Source organism: Actinomadura sp. HBU206391, assembly GCF_014323665.1.
Classification (GTDB): Bacteria; Actinomycetota; Actinomycetes; order Streptosporangiales; family Streptosporangiaceae; genus Actinomadura_C.
Genome location: NZ_JABVEB010000022.1, coordinates 44,049 through 60,754 on the forward strand (window position 1 = coordinate 44,049; position 16,706 = coordinate 60,754).

Consider the following 16,706-nt stretch of genomic DNA (forward strand, 5'->3'; position numbering starts at 1 on the left):
ACCTACAAGCACCGTGCCACAGCGACATAGGGTGGCCTCATGGTGGACCCGGGAAAAGTCGTTGATTTGATCAAGGATGCGCGCGATCGACGGACCGTGCCGCTGATCTTGGAACTCGACCTCACCGACGGAATCGTCGATGTGGCGCCGGCGGATCCGCTGTCGGCGGTGCTCTCCATGCGCAGGACGCATCTCCGCGACGTCCTCGACGGACTGCGCAGGGCCCGTACGGACCCGCGGGTGCGGGCGCTGATCGTCAAGATCGGCTCAGGGGTGGGCCTGGCGATGGCCCAGGAGCTGCGTGACGCCGTGCGAGGCTTCCGGGAGGCCGGCAAGCCCACCGTTGCCTGGGCGGAGACCTTCGGCGAGACGGGTCATGGCACCGTCCCCTACTACCTGGCCAGCGCGTTCGAGCGCATCTACCTGCAGCCGTCGGGCGACGTCGGGCTGACCGGCGTGTCGCTGGAGGAGCCGTTCTTCAGGGACGCCCTGGAGAAGGTCGGCGTATCGCCGAGGTTCGCCAAGCGGCACGAGTACAAGACCATGGCGAACACGTTCATGGAGAGCTCTTACACCCCCGAGCACGAGGAGATGTCGAGCCGGATCGTCACATCGATCGGTGAGCAGATCGCCGCCGGAGTGGCGGAGGCCCGCGGGTTGACCGAGGAGCAGGTGCGGAAACTGATCGACCGTGGCCCGCTGCTCGCCGACGAGGCGCTCGAGGCCGGCCTGGTCGACAAGCTCGGCTACCGCGACGAGGTGTACGCCGACGTGCGGGCGCAGGCGGGCGACGACGCCCAGTTGCGCTACATCGCCCGCTACCACCGGACGCACGCCCTCGCGCCGCGGCTCTCCCGGCCCCGGCAGGACGTCATCGCGCTGATCCAGGGCCAGGGCCAGATCCGGCTCGGCCGCAGTGGCCGCTCACCGATGCCGGGGCAGGGCAGCGCCATGGGCTCCGACACGATCGGTGCCGGGTTCCGGGCGGCCGTCAAGGACGACCGGGTCAAGGCGATCGTGTTCCGGGTGAACAGCCCGGGCGGATCCGCGGTCGCGTCCGACGCCATCTGGCGTGAGGTCGTGCTCGCACGACGAGCGGGCAAGCCGGTCATCGTGTCGATGGGCAATCTCGCCGCCTCCGGCGGCTACTACGTCTCGGTGGCGGCCGACACGATCGTCGCCCAGCCCGGCACGTTCACCGGTTCGATCGGCGTGGTGGTAGGCAAGCCCATCGTGAGCAATCTCCTTGACCGGCTCGGCGTCGGCATGGGCAGCGTCGAGGACGGCGCCCACGCGCGCATGTTCAGCGCCACGAAGGACTTCAGCGACAGCGAGTGGGAGAGGATCAACGCCTCCCTCGACCGGATCTATGACGACTTCACCGCGAAGGTGGCCGAAGGCCGCGACATGTCCCGCGAGCAGGTCCACGAGCTGGCCCGGGGCAGGGTGTGGACCGGGGCCGACGCCCACCGCCACGGGCTCGTCGACGAACTCGGCGGCCTCGACGTCGCCCTCGACGTCGCCCGCAAGAAGGCGGGGCTGGCCGCCGACGCCCCGGTGCGGATCTTCCCGCACACCTCTCCGCTCGATCGGCTGCGCCCGCCCGAGTCCAGCGACGACCGCACGGCGGCGGGAGCCCGGCTGGACGCCTGGGGGCCGCTGGCCGGGCTCGCGAACCGGCTGGGGCTGCCGTCCGGCGGGCCGCTGACCCTGCCGGGCTCCTGGGACATCCACTGAGCCGGTCCGCGGACCGGTCGCCGTGATCCCCCCTGCGGAGTTCACCGAGGCGGTTTCGGGGTTCGCGACCGGTGTGGTGCTGGTGACGGTACGGGACGGCCGCGACGACATCGGCACGACGGTGACCGGGTTCGCCTCAGTGTCTCTGGAACCGCCCATGGTAGTGGCCGGGATCGCAGGTGAGTCTTACCTCAGCGAGGTCCTGCACCACCAGGATCGATGGGCCGCGACGATCGTCAGCGCCGATCAGCGTGCGCTGGCGGGACGGTTCGCGGCCGAGGGGCGCCCGAGCGCCCGGTTGCTGCTCGCGAGCGTCCCCCATCACCGTGGACGGCACTCTGACGCGCTCATCACCGAGGGCGGGCTGGCGGCGCTCGAGTGCGAGACCCGGCTGCGGGTGCCGGCCGGCGACCATGTCCTGTTCGTCGCCGAGGCGCTCGCCGTGGACTATGCCGAGCCGGGCCGGCAGCCGTTGGTACGGGTCGGCGGCCGCTATCGCTGACTCTCGGGAAAGAAGCTTCTATCACGGCCACCGGTGAGGAGCAAATTGCCGATCATTACCGGTTTTGTGGCAACTGTTGACGCGGCGTGGGTCCTCGTTCACCCTGGATGACGAGCCGACAACAGCCCGCTTCACGAAGGCTGAACACACGCACCGCTATTGGTGTCGCACGCCGGGGAATCCGCACGTCATCAGCGGATTTCGAACCACCGACCGGCCGATGGCACTGCCTGTCCCTGATCGGAGCCGAGTTGATTCGCGTACTGATTGCGGAGGAACTGCACTTGATGAGAGGGGGGCTCGTCGCCCTCCTTTCCGCCGAAATAGATATTTCAGTCGTAGCCGAATTGGATTCCGCAGAAAAGATCATTCCTTCGGCGCTGGAACTCGATCCGCACGTCGCCATGATCGATATTCGGCTGCGAGGCGGATTCGCCGCCGCGAGGGCCTTACACCAGCGACTGCCCGGTTGCGGAACGATGATCATGGCCGAGCGGCGGCGGCCACGCGATCTACGGCGCGCCGTCAAGTCGCACATCCTCGGCTTCGTACTGACCGACGTCGAACCGGAGGCGCTCGCGGACGCCGTCCGGCGGGTGGCGCGAGGCGAACGGGTCCTCGACTCCGAACTGGCCTTCGCGGCACTGGACGCGGAGCAGAGCCCGTTGACCCCGCGTGAGCTCGAGGTCCTCGAGGCCGCCGCGGAGGGCACTCCGCCCGAAGAGATCGCCGCTCAGCTCTATCTCTCGGTCCGGACCGTCCGCAACCATCTGTCCCGTGTCACCAGCAAGACCGGAGCCCGCAACCGCGTGGACGCCATTCGCATCGCCATCGAGGCGGGGTGGCTCTGACCCATGTTATCGGCCTACCCGGCCGGCGCCCGCGCGCTCAATGCCGAGCGTGATCGAGGCGCGGCGCGCACGGGCACACGGAGCGACATCGAGCCGACGCAGAAAGTATGGATACAGCCCCGCAATCGGGGAATGCCGCAAGGGCATTGGACATCGGCGGATGTCAGTCGCACAGTCGTGCTTCGGAGGCCTGGCATGAATGGCGCGGGCGGTCGGGTGACACATGAGCCGTACCGTGTCCGAATCGTTTTCGCGCATGCGCGACGCCTCGCGACCGAGCATCGACTCGTGATGCGGCGACTGCTGCTGATCGGCGGTTTCCTGGTCTTCGGGTGGCTGATCGTTGGACTGCAGTCGGCGCATGCCGCCGAGGTGCCCCCCGCCCCGGCTGCTCCGGCGATCGGCGATCTGACCGACGACGTGCGCGATCTCGTCGACGACGTCACCGATCTGGCCGATACCGGAAAGTCCTCCGCCACGGCGGAGGACACGCACAGGACCGGGAAGTCGCACGCTCGTGTCGTCCGGCCCGGTCCGGGCCGCTCGGCCGCCCGCGAAGCGGCGCCGAGGCCCGTGCCCGCTCGGGCCGATCACTCGACGCGACCCGGAAAGGCCTCGGCGACCGGCACGCGACGGGATCAGGCGGTACGGCCACCGTCATCGTCGCGGCCGGAGTCACCGGCGCAGGCCCGCCCTCCCGGTGAGCGTTCCACGGCCCGCTCACCCGCCGGTGCCCTGATCGACCGGCTCGGCGACCGGTCCGAGCGCGGGCGCGGGACGGGCATGATGGACGCCCTCCCGGGATCGGCGTCGTGGGCCGGTGAACGAACCGGCCGGCAGCTCGCGATCCCGGTCCGCCGGCTTGCGCCGGATTCGGCCACGCCGGCGCACAGAGCGCTCAGGCGTCTCCACCCGCGGCTGCGGGGTGTGCTCGCACCCGTGGTCTCCGCAGCCGGGCAGGTGCCGCCGGTTCACGGGTTATCCCCGCCCTGCCCGCGAACGACCGAGCTCACCGGCTTGGCGAGCCGGCTGGCGCCCGTGCCCGAATGCGCCACCGGCGCGCTGATCCCGGACCCCATCGAGCGCAAGATCTCCGACACCGATCCGGGCGGCGCCGCGGTCTCGCCCGCCACGGCCACCCCCACCGGCTCGAGCGGCGGCCCCATCGCCCCGCCGCGATCGCCGGACCTCAGGATCGCCGTCGTCATGGGCGGAGCCGACCCGAGCACCGGGGCGCCCATGCGGATGGATCCGCGGATCCCCCACCCCGATGCGGAGACCGGCCAGGTGTCCGCCGAGCCGACCGCTCGGATCGTCCGTGCTCGAGCGCGGACCGATGAGCCGAAGAAGCCGCCCCTTCCGCCGACCGCGCCCACGTGCGGCAAAGAGGGCCGGGGCCTGCCCAAGCCTCCGCCGGAACCCGTCGGTGATCTCATCCGCACGGGCCAGACGGGCCGCGGCGGCACGCTCGAGGGCACGTGGCACGTCGCCACTCCCGCCCTGGCCATCACCGCGGAGGATCCGGCCGTATCGCCCGACTGATCGAGGCGTTCCGGGCCGCGACCGCCGACGGCCATCGCCGTCGTACGGTGCCCACCGCCTCAGCGTCACCGAGGCAGGTCTTCGGCGCCAATCGCGGCACCCGTCACCACGGGGTCGCCCGGCCCGCTCAACCGTCGCACTGATCATCCGCCCGTTCAACGGGCGTACTCAGCACGCCGTGAGCCGACCGAAGGGCAATGCCTTGATCCGCACACTGGTCTGCGAAAACGTACGACTCCTCCGCGCAGGTCTGGTCGCACTCCTGTCCCACCCCTCCGACATCCAGGTCGTCGCACAACTCGACGCCAGCGACGGGATCGTGCCCGCCGCCATCGTGGCCCGGCCGGATGTCGCCCTGATCGACGTCGACATGCACGGTGGCTCCCGGGCACTGTCCATGCTCGGCGACGCCGTTCCGAACTGCCGTACCCTGGCCCTGTACGACCCGGGGCATCCCGGTCGCCTCACGCGGTCGGCGATCGCGCCCGCGAACGCGCTGATGCCGAAGACCGCCTCCGCCGACCGTGTCATGTCCGCCGTTCGGTGCCTGGCCCGAGGGGACGGTCTCGTCCAGTCGACCCACACCGGCCGTCTTGCCGGCGCAACGGCCAAGAATCCGCTCACCCCGCAGGAGGCCACCGTTCTGCGGATCGCCTCCGAGGGAGTCTCGGCCGCCGAGATCGCCAAGCGGCTGAACCTCTCACCCGGCACCGTGCGCAACTACGTATCGCGCGCGATCGCCAAGACCGGCACCCGCAACCGCCTCGATGCCGCCCGCTTCGCGGATCGCCAGGGGTGGCTCATGCCCTCCGCACCGTGGCCTCAATGACCGCCGGTGTGCGTCGTGCCAGAGGTCACGGCGCACACCGGGAAGGGCATCGGGGCATCCGGAGTTGTGTCACCTGCGCGCTACGGGCTCGACGCCGTCCTGGCCCACGCCGTTCGAGCCTGTGACGCGGGCCGGCTCCAGCTCCCAGTGCCCGACCAGGTCGCGATAGGAGGCCGAGGAGACGAGCAGCCCGGTGTGACTTCCGAGCGCCGTGCCGTGCCCGTCCATGACCAGGATCCGGCGCGCACGCAGGGCCGAGCTCATTCGATGGGCGACGACGACGAGCGTCCCCGGCCGGCTCGCGAACGCCTGCTCGGCGCGTGCCTCGGCGGCGGGGTCGAGATGGCAGGTGGCCTCGTCCAGGATCGCCAGCGGAGCGGTGGACAGATAGGACCGGGTCAGGGCGATGAGCTGGCGCTCACCGGCCGAGAGGGCGAGGGGCCCGACGACGGCGTGGTAGCCGCCGAGGCGTTCGACGACCGGCCGCAGCCCGACCAGATCGACCGCCTCGTCGAGAAGGTCGGCGGATGCGCCTGGCCGCAGATAGACCAGGTTCTCCGCGAGGGTGCCCGAGAAGACGTAGGCCTCCTGGGGTATCACCACCCGGTAGCCGCGATCGAGCTCGGCCACCGGGATTCCGCCGAGCCGTACCCCTCCCGACTGCGGCTGCAGCAGCCCGGCCATGAGCGACGCGACGGTCGACTTGCCGATCCCGCTCGGGCCGACGATCACGAGGTGGTCGCTCTCCGGGACCACGAGGTCGAGACCGTCCACCACCGGCTCGGCATGCGGGCCATAACCGAAGACGACGTCTCGCAGCTCCAGTTCCCGACGTACCAGAGGGCGGACACGCCCGTTCCCGGAGCGGCCGCTCCAGCCGCCACTGCCGGTACCGGCGGGCCCTGCGGATGCGGCCGGTACGCCGGACGCGGCGGGAACGGGCGAGGCGATGCTCATGCCGCCCGCTCCGTCGTGCCCGGTCTCCAGTATGCGGTTGAGGTTGACGATCAGCTGCAGCCCGCTGCCGCCCAGCGCCTGGACCAGCATCTGGAGAGCCGGCTGGAAGGCATAGGCGATGTAGGTGAGGGCTCCGAGGATCGTGCCCGCGGTCGCCCCCCGATCGCGCAGCCACGGCGAGCCGACCAGGACGAGGATGACCGGCAGCCAGCCCCCGATGGTGAGCGACAGCGTGCGCACCGTCGTGAGCCTGGCCAGTGCCCGCACCGCCGAGGCCTGTGCCTCGACCCGTGCGCCCACCACCTCGCGCATCTGGTCCTCACCGCCGTTGGCGACGATGTCGCGCAGCCCGCCGGTGAGCGAACCGGCCGATTCGGCGACGTCCTCGTCGGCGAGCGCCAGCCGCCGCTGCCGGTCGGCCAGCGCGGCCAGCGATCCGAAGAACAGGGCCAGGCCGACCGCGAACGGCGGCAGGATGAACACGAGCACGTCCGGCGTGAGGAAGAGCAGGCCGAGCAGCGCGCTCGCCACCGTGAACACAAAGCTCCGGACCACCATCACCATGCCGGCGAAGGAGTCCCTGACCACCTCGACCTGCCGGGTGAGGCGCGCGACCCCCGCCGCCCCGGGAGTTTCGTCGCCCGTGGTCGCGCGGTGGAGCGCTCCGGTCACGACATGGCGTACGAGTTCGTCGCGGAACGGCTCGACGACGGCGGCCAGCCGAAGGTAGATCTGCCGGGTCGCCGCCGCGCCGGCCAGCACCGCGACCGCGAGCACCCCGAGCCAGACGAATCCGACGGCCGGGCTGCCATCGCGAAATCCGTCGTCGACGGCGAGCGCGATGGCCCGGCCCGACACGAACACCGGCACCACTTCGACGACAGACCAGCCCATCAGCCGTACGACCTCGCGCGGACGGCGCCGGAGCGCGGACAGCAGCACCCGTGCCGACCGGTGGGTGACCCTCATCGGCCGGGCCCCTTCGCGAGTTCGCCGTTCGACGCCGCCGTCCGCGCGTCCGGACCCGTATCCGGATCGGGCTCGCCTTCGGTGGTCTCGGTCGGCGGCACGTCGGCCGGGCGGAAGACCGCACGATAGGCGGGGTCCCGCCAGAGGTCACGGTGTGGCCCGAAGGCTCTGATCGTGCCCTCGTCGATCCAGGCGACCAGATCGGCCCGGCTCGCGGTCGCGGCGCGGTGGGCGACGATGAGCCGCGTGCGGTCCCCGAATTCCTCGGTGAGCGCGCGGCTCACCTGGAGCTCCGTGGCGGTGTCGAGGCTCGAGGTCGCGTCGTCGAGGATGAGCAGCCGTTCGGCCTGCGCGAACGCCCGCGCCAGGCCGAGCCGCTGAGCTTCTCCTCCGGACATCGGCGCTGCCGTCCGCGGCGTCTCATACCCCTGCGGCAACCGGCGGATGAACGTGTCGGCACAGGCGGCGCGGGCCGCCTCGTCGATGCGGCCGGGCAGTTCCCCCGGCGACGACACGACCGCGCCGAAGCCGATCACCTCGGCGAGCGTGTCGCCGACCAGCACCGGACGCTCGAAGGCGTAGCCGACCGCCCGGCGCAGCGTCGCGCGGTCGAGTTCCCGCAGCGGAACGCCGTCCAGCAGCACCTCGCCCTCGTCCGGCTCGCTGAGCCGGCCGGCGAGGGCGGCGAGCAGTGACTTGCCGGCCCCTGACCGGCCGACGACCGCGAGCGCGGCCCCGGCGGGCACGATCAGATCGATGCTCCGGAGTACGGGGTCGCCCAGTACCGGACCGTCAGGCACCGGGCCGTCAGGTGCCGGGCCGTCAGGCGGCGGGCCGTCAGGCGGCGGGCTCTTCGGCATGGGCTCGCCGTCCGGCCGTGCGGTGACCCCGCGGAACTCCAGCCGGCCACGGCCCGGTGGCAGTGCCCCGGTGCCGTACGCCATGGGCGGCTCCCGCAGCACCTCCACCGCGCGCCGCGCCGCCGCGCGGCCACGGACGACGCGGTTGGCGAACAGCACCACGGCGTCGAGCCCGGACCCGAGAACGGCATAGCGGCCGGCGGCCAGCAGCTCTCCGAGCGTGATACGCCCCCAGAACAGCATCAGTCCGGCCGTGGCCAGCACCGTGACCTCGACCAGCGGCATGACGACGGCGCCCCGCACGGTCATCCGGGTCTGCGTGCGCCACATCGCGAACCCGTGCGCGCGCAGGTCCGCCAGGGGCCCGAGCACCCGCCGGGTCTCGCGCTCCTCGGTGCCGGCGGCGGCGACCGTACGGGCCCCCGCGAGCGCGTCGAGCAGCCGGGCCGCGATGGCCCCCTGGGCCGCCTGATAGCGCGCCGTGACATCGGACGCCTCGCGGACGAATCCGCGAAGCATCCCGGCCAGCACCGTCATGCCGGCCAGGAAGACCACGGCGAGCCAGGGGTCGATGAGCGCCAGGGCGATGAGGCTGCCGACGGCGGGAAGGGCCGAGGCCGCCGCCATGGCCGCCGCCGAGGCCGCGTTGCCGGCGTCGTCGGCGCCCGCCACCACGCGGCCGACCAGGTCACCGGACTCGAACCGGCGCGCGCCGCGCGGGCCGACGGCGAGCACGTGCGCGAGCAGCGTGTGCCGCAGCCAGGCCGTCGCCCGCGCGCGGCTCATGCCTGCGGCCAGGTCTCCGAGCGCCTCCCCGGCGATGCAGATGACGATGAGGACGGTGCACACGGCGATCCAGCGGACCGTATCCGTTTCCGCGATCACCGCGTCGACGGCGCGGCCGAGCGCAGCCGGCAACAGGACCTCGGCGAGCGCGGTCACCGTCGTGGCCGCCGCGAGGACCGCGACCCACCCGCCGCCTCGGCGCACGACGCTGGTCAGCAGGCGGTCGGCCGCCCACCGTTCCGAGTTCGTCACACGTCCTCCCGCCACGCGGCCAAATAACGAACCGAGCGCGTACAATCACTGGAAATGGAAGGCCCCGGGCGGGGGCCCTGGAGACCAGAGCCCCCGCCCGGGACCGGGTTGCCGCTCTTAGCAGAGCAGCAGGCTCAGGGTGCTGGCCCCGCCGCCGCCGCAGCTCTTGCTGTGACTGCTGTGCCCGCCCGGAATCTCGGCGAGCTCCATGCCCTGCAGGTCAAGAAGCGCCATTGCTAGTCCACCTCCTCTCCTCACTTCTCCGGCTCGCGATGGTGCTGGGCTCGAGCAGCGGCAGTGCAACGGGTTCGCCGTGCAAGGCCGCGCCCACCGCCAGCAGGACACCCGCCGTTCCTGTGGCAAGGTCCATCGACAGCCGGTACAGCTGGTCACCAGGGAACGCGAGGTCGCCCTGGTAAGTCAGTGCGTGCCACGCCAGGTTCCGCACCTGGAGCGCCACGTCCGGGTCGGCCCCGGCGCGGCCCGGTTCGTGGCCGCGGGCCAGATAGGCGAGGAGTCCCGCCCGGCCGTTGAAGAGCCCGGATTGGACGGTGAAGGGCGAGCGGACGCCCCGGCTGATCTCCTCGGCGGCCCGCCGGAACCGCTCGTCGTCGCGCTGGGCGAGGTACTCCTCGAGCACGACGGCGATGCCCGCGCCGCCCCGGTTCAGGTAGGGGACGGTCCGCCAGCCCTCGTTGACGTGGAGGGTCCCGTCCGGCCGCGTCGTGCAACGGCGCAGGTCCTGGCCGAGTGCGATGGCGGCATGGTCCAGCCATGCCTGGTCGCCGGTGTCCTCGAACATCCGGATGAACAGCAGCGCCGGTCCTGACGAGCCTTCGAACAGGCCCGCGTAGGGGTGATCACCGCCGCTGATCTCAGGCACGTCGTCGACGTCGCCGAGCCGGTCCGCGACGATCTCGGCCGCCCGCACCGCCGCTTCCCGGTACGTGGAGTCGCCGGTGCGCTGGGCGAAGTGACGCAGGTTCAGACCGACGCCGGCGAGGCCCCCGCCGAGATCCAGGCCCAGGCCCTCCCACTTCTCCCCCAGGCAGATCTCCACGATCTTCAGGGCCTCGTCGCGGTGGCCGAGGTGCTCCAGCACATAGGCGATGCCGTGCAGCCCCTCGTAGAACCCGAGCCTCGTGCCCTCCCGCGGGGTGAGCGCCCGCTGGATCAGCCACTCCTCATGCTCCGGATGGCGACCCGCGCCGGTGACGTCGAGGGCGTAGAGGACGCCCGCCGCACCGTGGGAGATGTTCATGCCGCCCGTGGCGAACTGCTCGATGTCACCGGGGAACAGCCGGTCGTCGCGGCCCGGGGTCGCGCTGGCGAGTATCGCCCGGCTCATGGACGCCCGCGCCCGCTCCCAGCCCTCCGGCGTCGGCTCGTGCACCGCGCGGCCGGCGCCGCGCACCGGCCCGGAAGACCGCTCGGCCGGATCGATGATCTCGACCGCTTCGTCGAGGAAGTCCCTGGGCACCGGGAAGTTGTCGGCGACGATCTCGGCGAAGTGGCTCGCCTTGGCCCGATCGAGGACGAGCAGGGTGGTGATGGGCAGGAAGAGCGCCAGCCGCAGGCATGCCAGGGCGTAACGGTCCCGCTCGAACCCCTTGCGGTCGTTCGGGGCGGCGAACCCGGGGTGCGCCAGCGACGGCCGCTCGGCCTCGGCGACGGGTGCCGCGACCTCGTAGTCGATGAGGGCTACGCTGTCGTCCGGGCGCACCATGATGTTGAACGGATGAAGGTCGCCGAAGACGTAACCGCGTTCGTGGACCTGCTCGATCGCCTGCTCGACCCGCTGGTAGACGCCCAGCGCCCACTCGGTGTACTCGGCCGTCCGCTCACTCGACTGCGTCGGGTCGCTCAACGGGTAGCGCTCGCTGAACATCTGGTTGAGCGGCTTGCCCTCGATGAGATCCTGGACCAGGAAGTGATGCTCGCCGAGGGTGAAATGGTCACGCACGGCCGGCACCGCGTCGAGACCGGCCAGCGCCTCCATGATCGCGCGCTCGTGGGCCAGCCGGGTCACCGCGTCGGCGCCGTCGTAGGCGAGCCCCGCGTGCGGCCGCGCCTCCTTGAGCACCACCTCATCGCCGGTCCGCAGGTCGCGACCGGCGTAGACCCCGCCGCCGTTGGAGAAGTGCAGGACGCGCTCCACCTTGTACGGCAGGCCCTGAACGGTCGTCGCGGACCGGGCCTTCAGATGCGGCTCGAGACAGGCGGGCAGCTCGACCCACGGCGGCATGGTGAAGACCGGGGTCCGGCGGTCGGGAACGAGCCGTCCGTCAGGGTCCTCGATGGCCGGCTCGAGGACGCCGCGATCGGAGACGCAGTAGCGCGGGGCGAAGCCGCCGTAGCGCACGTACAGCGGCCCTTCGCCCCAGCGCAGATCACTGAGAATGTACGGTCCCGGCCGCCCCGCCAGAATGTCGCCGAGCTCGGTGAGCACGAGCTCGAGGCGCTTTTCATTTTCGGGGTAAATCGTTACAAGCTTTCCACTCGCTCCGCGGCTGGCGTACTTCGCATTGCGCATGTGGAGCACATGGGCGGCCCGGAGGAACTTGAAAGAGATGAGGTGTGGGACGCAGTAGTCCCACACCTCATCAAGAATCTCCTCGGCATTGCCTAGACACGCGGAGACATGAATCTTCCAGCCCTGGCCGGGCAGTTCGACGCCCGCGGTGAGGGACTCGTCCGGGCCGTAGACCAGCCAGTCGTCCTGCTCGAACCGCTGCCAACCGGCCGGAACCTCGCGACCGGCGATGGGGTAGTCGAAACTGCCGGCCTGTGGCGCCACGGGAGAGTCATAGAAAAGCGGATCCACCATGCAGTAGAGCTCATACCGCTTGTCCATGTCACATCCTCTGTGGTCGTTACCCGCCGGGTGAATCGTCCGGAAAGTCACGGCTTGCTCCAGCAGTTACGAAGCGTTAGGACTGCGGGCTTCAGAACTGCTTTGTGCAATCAGAGAATTACAGGCGCGCCTCGCCCGTACTAGTGACGGCGGTCACGACCTGGCTGTGATTGTGTCAGTGACGCCACGTGCCTCGGTCATGCGCAAATCGTTGGGCGCTGTATGACATCAGGCCCCTCACCAGGCGATACGCCCGGCCCTCCACACCGCGGCGACCTGGGGCACTCCCGGGCGGTAGGCGAGGTGGATATGTGAGGGGGCGTCCAGCATGAGCACATCGGCCCGGGCGCCGACGGCGAGATGACCGACATCGCTGCGACGCAGTGCCCGCGCCCCTCCGGCGGTGGCCGCCCAGACCGCCTCCGCCGGGGTCATGCTCATCTCCCGCACCGCGAGCGCGATGCAGAAGGCCATGCTGGAGGTGTAACAGGACCCCGGATTGCAGTCGGTCGCGAGCGCAACCGTCGCGCCGGCCTCGATCAGCCACCGCGCATCCGGATAAGGCTGCCGGGTGGAGAACTCCACACCCGGGAGCAGGGTGGCGACGGTGTCGGATCCCGCCAGCGCGTCGACGTCACGGTCGGACAGGAAGGTGCAGTGGTCGGCCGACGCGGCGCCGTAGGCCACCGCCAGCTGCACGCCGGGCCCGTGACCGAGCTGGTTGGCGTGCAGCCTGGGCTGCAACCCGGCCTTGAGACCCGCCTCGATGATCTCCCGGGTCTGCTCGGCGTCGAAGGCGCCGCGTTCGCAGAACACGTCGATCCATCGGGCGTACGGCGCGCACGCCGCGAGCATCTCGCCCTTGACCAGGGTCACGTAGGTCTGCGGATCGTGCGCGTACTCGCCCGGCACCACGTGGGCGCCCAGGAAGGTGACCTCGTCGACCACCTCGGAGGCGATGCGGACGGCCCGCTCCTCGTCGGCGGCCGTGAGGCCGTATCCGGACTTGCACTCGACCGTGGTCGTCCCCTGCCGGACCATCTCGTCGACGAGCCGGCTCAGGTTGGCGCGAAGCTCGGCGTCGGAGGCCGCCCGCGTCGCCGTCACCGTGGTGAGGATCCCCCCGGCCGCGTAGGACTCCCCGCTCATCCGCGCCGCGTACTCCTCGGCGCGTTCGCCGGCGAACACCAGATGCGCGTGCGAGTCGACGAACCCGGGCAGCACCGCCCGCCCTCGGGCGTCATAGAACTCGTCCGCCTCCGGTGCGTCGGCCGAGGGGCCAACCCAGACCACCCGGTCGCCGTGGATGACGATCGCGGCGTCCCGCAGGATCCCGAGGTCCCCCTCGCCGACCGCGGGGTCGTTGGTGACAAGCTCGCCGATGTTTGTGATGATCACGCTCACGACACAAGCATCGCAGCTCACGGTGCTCCTGCGGGATGCGGGGTGTTGCGACACGCGGGCGGGCCGCCACCCCGCCTACGCCCGGCCGGCCGCCGGCGGTGCGACCTCGAGGTCGATGGTGTCGGAGTGTCCCGACCACGACAGCCGCAGGCGCCAGCAGCCCGGCTGCGGCAGCTTCATCAGCGAGGGGCCGGGGCCGCCGTCCACCTCACGGTGGACCGGCCGCTGCGAGCCGTCGAGATAAGCGTCGATCTTGAGCGGGCTCATCGGCTGCTGGGGAACCCGGGAGATCCAGAGGATCTTGCTGCCGTCGTCAGGGCGGTCGCTGGGCCACGCTCGCGTCGGGTAGGCGAACAGCGCGGCGACGATGTCGCCCCGCGAGCTCATGACGTGCGGCATCCGGGCCGCGCCCTTGTCGGAGAATCCCGCACGGGCCCAGGTCGGAAGGACCTTCCGGACCCGCGGGTCGCACCCTCCGGCCGGCCACGGCACGGCCTTCGCCTGGACCGCCGTGGAGGGGCTCGGAGCGGTGGAGCTCTTCGTCGCCTGCGGCGCCGAGGTGCAGGCCGCCAAGAGGAGCGGAGCCGCCGCCGTCAAAGCGAATCCGCTTCTGAACGTCATCTGGCCGCACTCCTACCCGGGTCGCCGGATCGCCCTCAAAGATCGGATCGCCCTCAAGGATAGAGCGCCGATCGCCGTCCCGACAGGCCCTGACGGCCGCCCCGCCGTGCGATCGGGGCGTGCGGTGCCTCGCCGGCCGGCCCGTCAGCCGTCCCTGGTGATCGCCGTCATGGCGGTGCGCAGAGCGCCGGGAACATCGTCGACGATCAGGTGCCGGCCGTCCCGGACGACCGCGCGGCCTGAGACGATCACATCGCGGACGTCGGCCGCCGTCGCCGCGAACACGACCGACTCGGCGGCGAACGCCGGCTCGGTACCCGCGAGACGCACCGAGTCGAGCGACACCGTGACGAGATCGGCGTGGGCACCGGCCTCCACCCTGCCCGCCTCCGGCCAACCGAGCGCCGCGTGGCCGTCGGCTGTCGCCGCGGTGAGCAGTTCGCCGGCCGTCCAGTGCCCCCGCCGTCTGGTGCGCAGCCGCTCGTCCAGCTCCACCGCGCGGGCCTCCTCGAACAGATCGATCACCGCGTGCTGGTCCGATCCGAGGGACAGCACCGCGCCCGCCCGTACGAGGTCGCCGGCCGGTCCGATCCCGTCGGCCAGGTCGCGTTCGGTGGTGGGGCACATGCACACACCGGTGCGGGTCGCCCCGAGCAGCCGGATGTCGTCCTCGGCGAGATGGGTGGCGTGCACCGCGATGGTCCGTGGTCCGAGGGCTTCGCGCTCGGCGAGCAGCCTTGCCGGGCTCCTGCCGTACGCCCGCACGCACTGCTCGTTCTCCGCCGGCTGCTCGGAGAGGTGGACGTGCAGCGGCGCACGCCGATCGGCGGCCCAGGCGGCGACGGCGGGGATCCCCTCGGGCGGCACCGCCCGTACGGAGTGGACGGCCGCGCCGACGCGGGCGTGCGAGAGACCGCGGTGCCCGGTGGCGTCGTACAGCTCGGTGGCACGCGCCGCCCAGCCGTCCGCCGAGCCGTCACCGAACCGCAACTGCGGGCCGCGCAGCGGCTCGCCGATCCCGCCGGCCAGGTAGCAGGCGTCGAGGAGTGTGATCCGGATGCCCGCGTCGCCCGCGGCCGCGATCAGGGCGGCGCCCATCGCGTTCGGATCGTCGTACGGCACACCGCCGCGGCCATGGTGCAGGTAGTGGAACTCGCCGACGCAGCTGATGCCGGCCAGCGCCATCTCGGCGTACACGGCCCTGGCCAGGCTGTAGTAGGTCTCGGGGTCGAGTCGTTCGGCGACGCGGTACATCTGCTCGCGCCAGGTCCAGAACGACCCCCCGCCCGTGTGCGCCCGTCCGCGTAGCGCGCGGTGGAACGCATGGGAGTGCGCGTTGGCCAGGCCGGGGAGCGTCAGCCCGGGGAGCCGTACGGCGTCCGGCGGCGCCGGTGTGCCCGGCGTCACGGCCGTGAAGCGCTCACCGTCCGCCTCGATGAGCACGTCGGCGGCGACCTCGCCGCCGAGCCAGGCCAGCTCGGCGTGCCATCGTTTCGTGCCCATCACCCGGTCCGCGACGGGTCGCAGGCGAGATCCTCGAGCACCGCCGCGAGGGCGTCGACCCCGGCCAGGCAGTCCGTGAGCTCGGCGTGCTCGGCGGGAGCGTGCGAGACGCCGGTGGGGTTGCGCACGAACAGCATCCCGGTGGGCACGTGGGCGGACAGGATGCCCGCGTCATGCCCGGCCCCGGTGGGCAGCACAGGGGCCCGCCGCCCGTCCGGCCCGGGCCCTGATCCGGGCTCAGGCCCCGGTCCGGCGTGCCCCTCAGTGCCCGCCCGGCCGACGGCGTCGGCCAGCCGGTCTCTGAGCGACCGGTCGAACGAGACGATCTCGGTGTCGGACTCGCGGGTCATCACGGCCGTCGCCTGGTGCTCGCCCGACGCCCTCTCGGCGGCCGAGGCGATCTGCTCGACCGTCGCCAGGACCGCCTCGTCGCTCGGGCCGCGGGCGTCGAGCCAGGCGGTGACCAGCGACGGGATGGCGTTCACTCCGCCGGGCGTCACGCTCACCTTGCCGATCGTGGCGAGGGCGTCATGGCGTTCGGCGATCTGCCGGGCCGCGAGGACGGTGGCGGCGAAGGGCAGCATCGGGTCTCGCCGGTCGGCGAGGCGCGTCGTGCCCGCGTGGTTGCCCTCGCCGTGGAACTCCAGGCGCCAGCGGCCGTGCGGCCAGATCGCGCTGGCCACCCCGACGGGCGCCTCCAACGCGCGTCCCTGCTCGACGTGCAGCTCGACGAAGCACCCGATCCGGCCCAGCAGTTCGTCGTCGCGGCCGATCGCGTCCGGGTCGAGTTCGCCGGCCGTCAGAGCGTCGGCGAGCGTGACCCCTTCGGCGTCGCGCAGCCCGCGTGCCCTGGCCGGGTCGATGGCGCCGGTGAGCAGCCGGGACCCGAGGCAGGCGACTCCGAACCGAGCGCCCTCCTCTTCGGCGAAGACGGCGACGCCGATCGGCCGGGCCGGCGTGCGGCCGCGCTCGCGCAGCAGGTCGATCGCGGCGAGCGCGCTGACGACGCCCAGCGGCCCGTCGAAGGCGCCGCCCCCCG

At 71.7% G+C, this 16,706-nt stretch carries 13 protein-coding genes; 5 read left to right on the top strand and 8 right to left on the bottom strand.

The window, feature by feature from the left end; translation table 11 throughout:
- The first annotated feature begins 39 nt into the window (after positions 1-39).
- From sppA to HKK72_RS42095, 5 genes are all read left to right on the top strand, one after another.
- Positions 40-1,737 carry a signal peptide peptidase SppA gene (gene sppA / locus HKK72_RS11180; protein ID WP_187234240.1) on the top strand — a complete coding sequence of 566 codons (1,698 nt, stop codon included), beginning with the start codon at positions 40-42 and terminating at the stop codon, positions 1,735-1,737.
- A 22-nt stretch (positions 1,738-1,759) separates the two neighbouring features.
- Positions 1,760-2,239, top strand: a complete 480-nt coding sequence (locus HKK72_RS11185; protein ID WP_315987184.1) for a flavin reductase family protein — start codon at positions 1,760-1,762, stop codon at positions 2,237-2,239.
- A 347-nt stretch (positions 2,240-2,586) separates the two neighbouring features.
- Entirely contained in the window at positions 2,587-3,090 is a 504-nt protein-coding gene (locus tag HKK72_RS11190) for a DNA-binding response regulator (RefSeq protein WP_410050294.1), read from the top strand.
- 288 nt (positions 3,091-3,378) lie between these two features.
- Entirely contained in the window at positions 3,379-4,632 is a 1,254-nt protein-coding gene (locus HKK72_RS11195; RefSeq protein ID WP_187234242.1) for a hypothetical protein, read from the top strand.
- 178 nt (positions 4,633-4,810) lie between these two features.
- Positions 4,811-5,461 carry a LuxR C-terminal-related transcriptional regulator gene (locus HKK72_RS42095; protein ID WP_187234243.1) on the top strand — a complete coding sequence of 217 codons (651 nt, stop codon included), beginning with the start codon at positions 4,811-4,813 and terminating at the stop codon, positions 5,459-5,461.
- A 69-nt stretch (positions 5,462-5,530) separates the two neighbouring features.
- Here the strand turns inward: HKK72_RS42095 and HKK72_RS11205 are convergent, their stop codons facing one another.
- The 8 genes from HKK72_RS11205 to HKK72_RS11240 all read right to left on the bottom strand — a co-directional run.
- Positions 5,531-7,387 (bottom strand): ATP-binding cassette domain-containing protein, encoded by a 1,857-nt coding sequence (locus HKK72_RS11205; protein WP_187234244.1) that lies wholly within the window; start codon positions 7,385-7,387, stop codon positions 5,531-5,533.
- On the bottom strand, positions 7,384-9,285 hold the full coding sequence (locus HKK72_RS11210; protein ID WP_187234245.1) for an ABC transporter ATP-binding protein: 1,902 nt from the start codon (positions 9,283-9,285) through the stop codon (positions 7,384-7,386). Before HKK72_RS11210 ends, HKK72_RS11205 begins: the two co-directional genes overlap by 4 nt.
- 117 nt (positions 9,286-9,402) lie before the next feature.
- The gene (locus tag HKK72_RS11215) at positions 9,403-9,519 is read right to left on the bottom strand and encodes a SapB/AmfS family lanthipeptide (RefSeq protein WP_187234246.1); all 117 of its coding nucleotides are present in this window, start codon (positions 9,517-9,519) and stop codon (positions 9,403-9,405) included.
- Entirely contained in the window at positions 9,506-12,139 is a 2,634-nt protein-coding gene (gene lanKC, locus HKK72_RS11220) for a class III lanthionine synthetase LanKC (protein ID WP_187234247.1), read from the bottom strand. Before lanKC ends, HKK72_RS11215 begins: the two co-directional genes overlap by 14 nt.
- A gap of 237 nt (positions 12,140-12,376) precedes the next feature.
- A complete protein-coding gene (hutI, locus tag HKK72_RS11225) occupies positions 12,377-13,543 on the bottom strand; it encodes an imidazolonepropionase (RefSeq protein ID WP_187234248.1) in 1,167 nt (388 codons plus the stop codon).
- A gap of 75 nt (positions 13,544-13,618) precedes the next feature.
- Positions 13,619-14,164: a hypothetical protein gene (locus tag HKK72_RS11230; RefSeq protein WP_187234249.1), complete on the bottom strand. Its 546-nt coding sequence runs from the start codon at positions 14,162-14,164 to the stop codon at positions 13,619-13,621.
- 144 nt (positions 14,165-14,308) lie between these two features.
- Positions 14,309-15,667 (bottom strand): formimidoylglutamate deiminase, encoded by a 1,359-nt coding sequence (locus HKK72_RS11235; RefSeq protein ID WP_187234250.1) that lies wholly within the window; start codon positions 15,665-15,667, stop codon positions 14,309-14,311.
- Positions 15,667-16,706, bottom strand: a 1,040-nt coding sequence (locus HKK72_RS11240) for an allantoate amidohydrolase (protein WP_187234251.1), incomplete at its 5' end; no start/stop codon positions are given. The genes HKK72_RS11235 and HKK72_RS11240, both read right to left, overlap by 1 nt.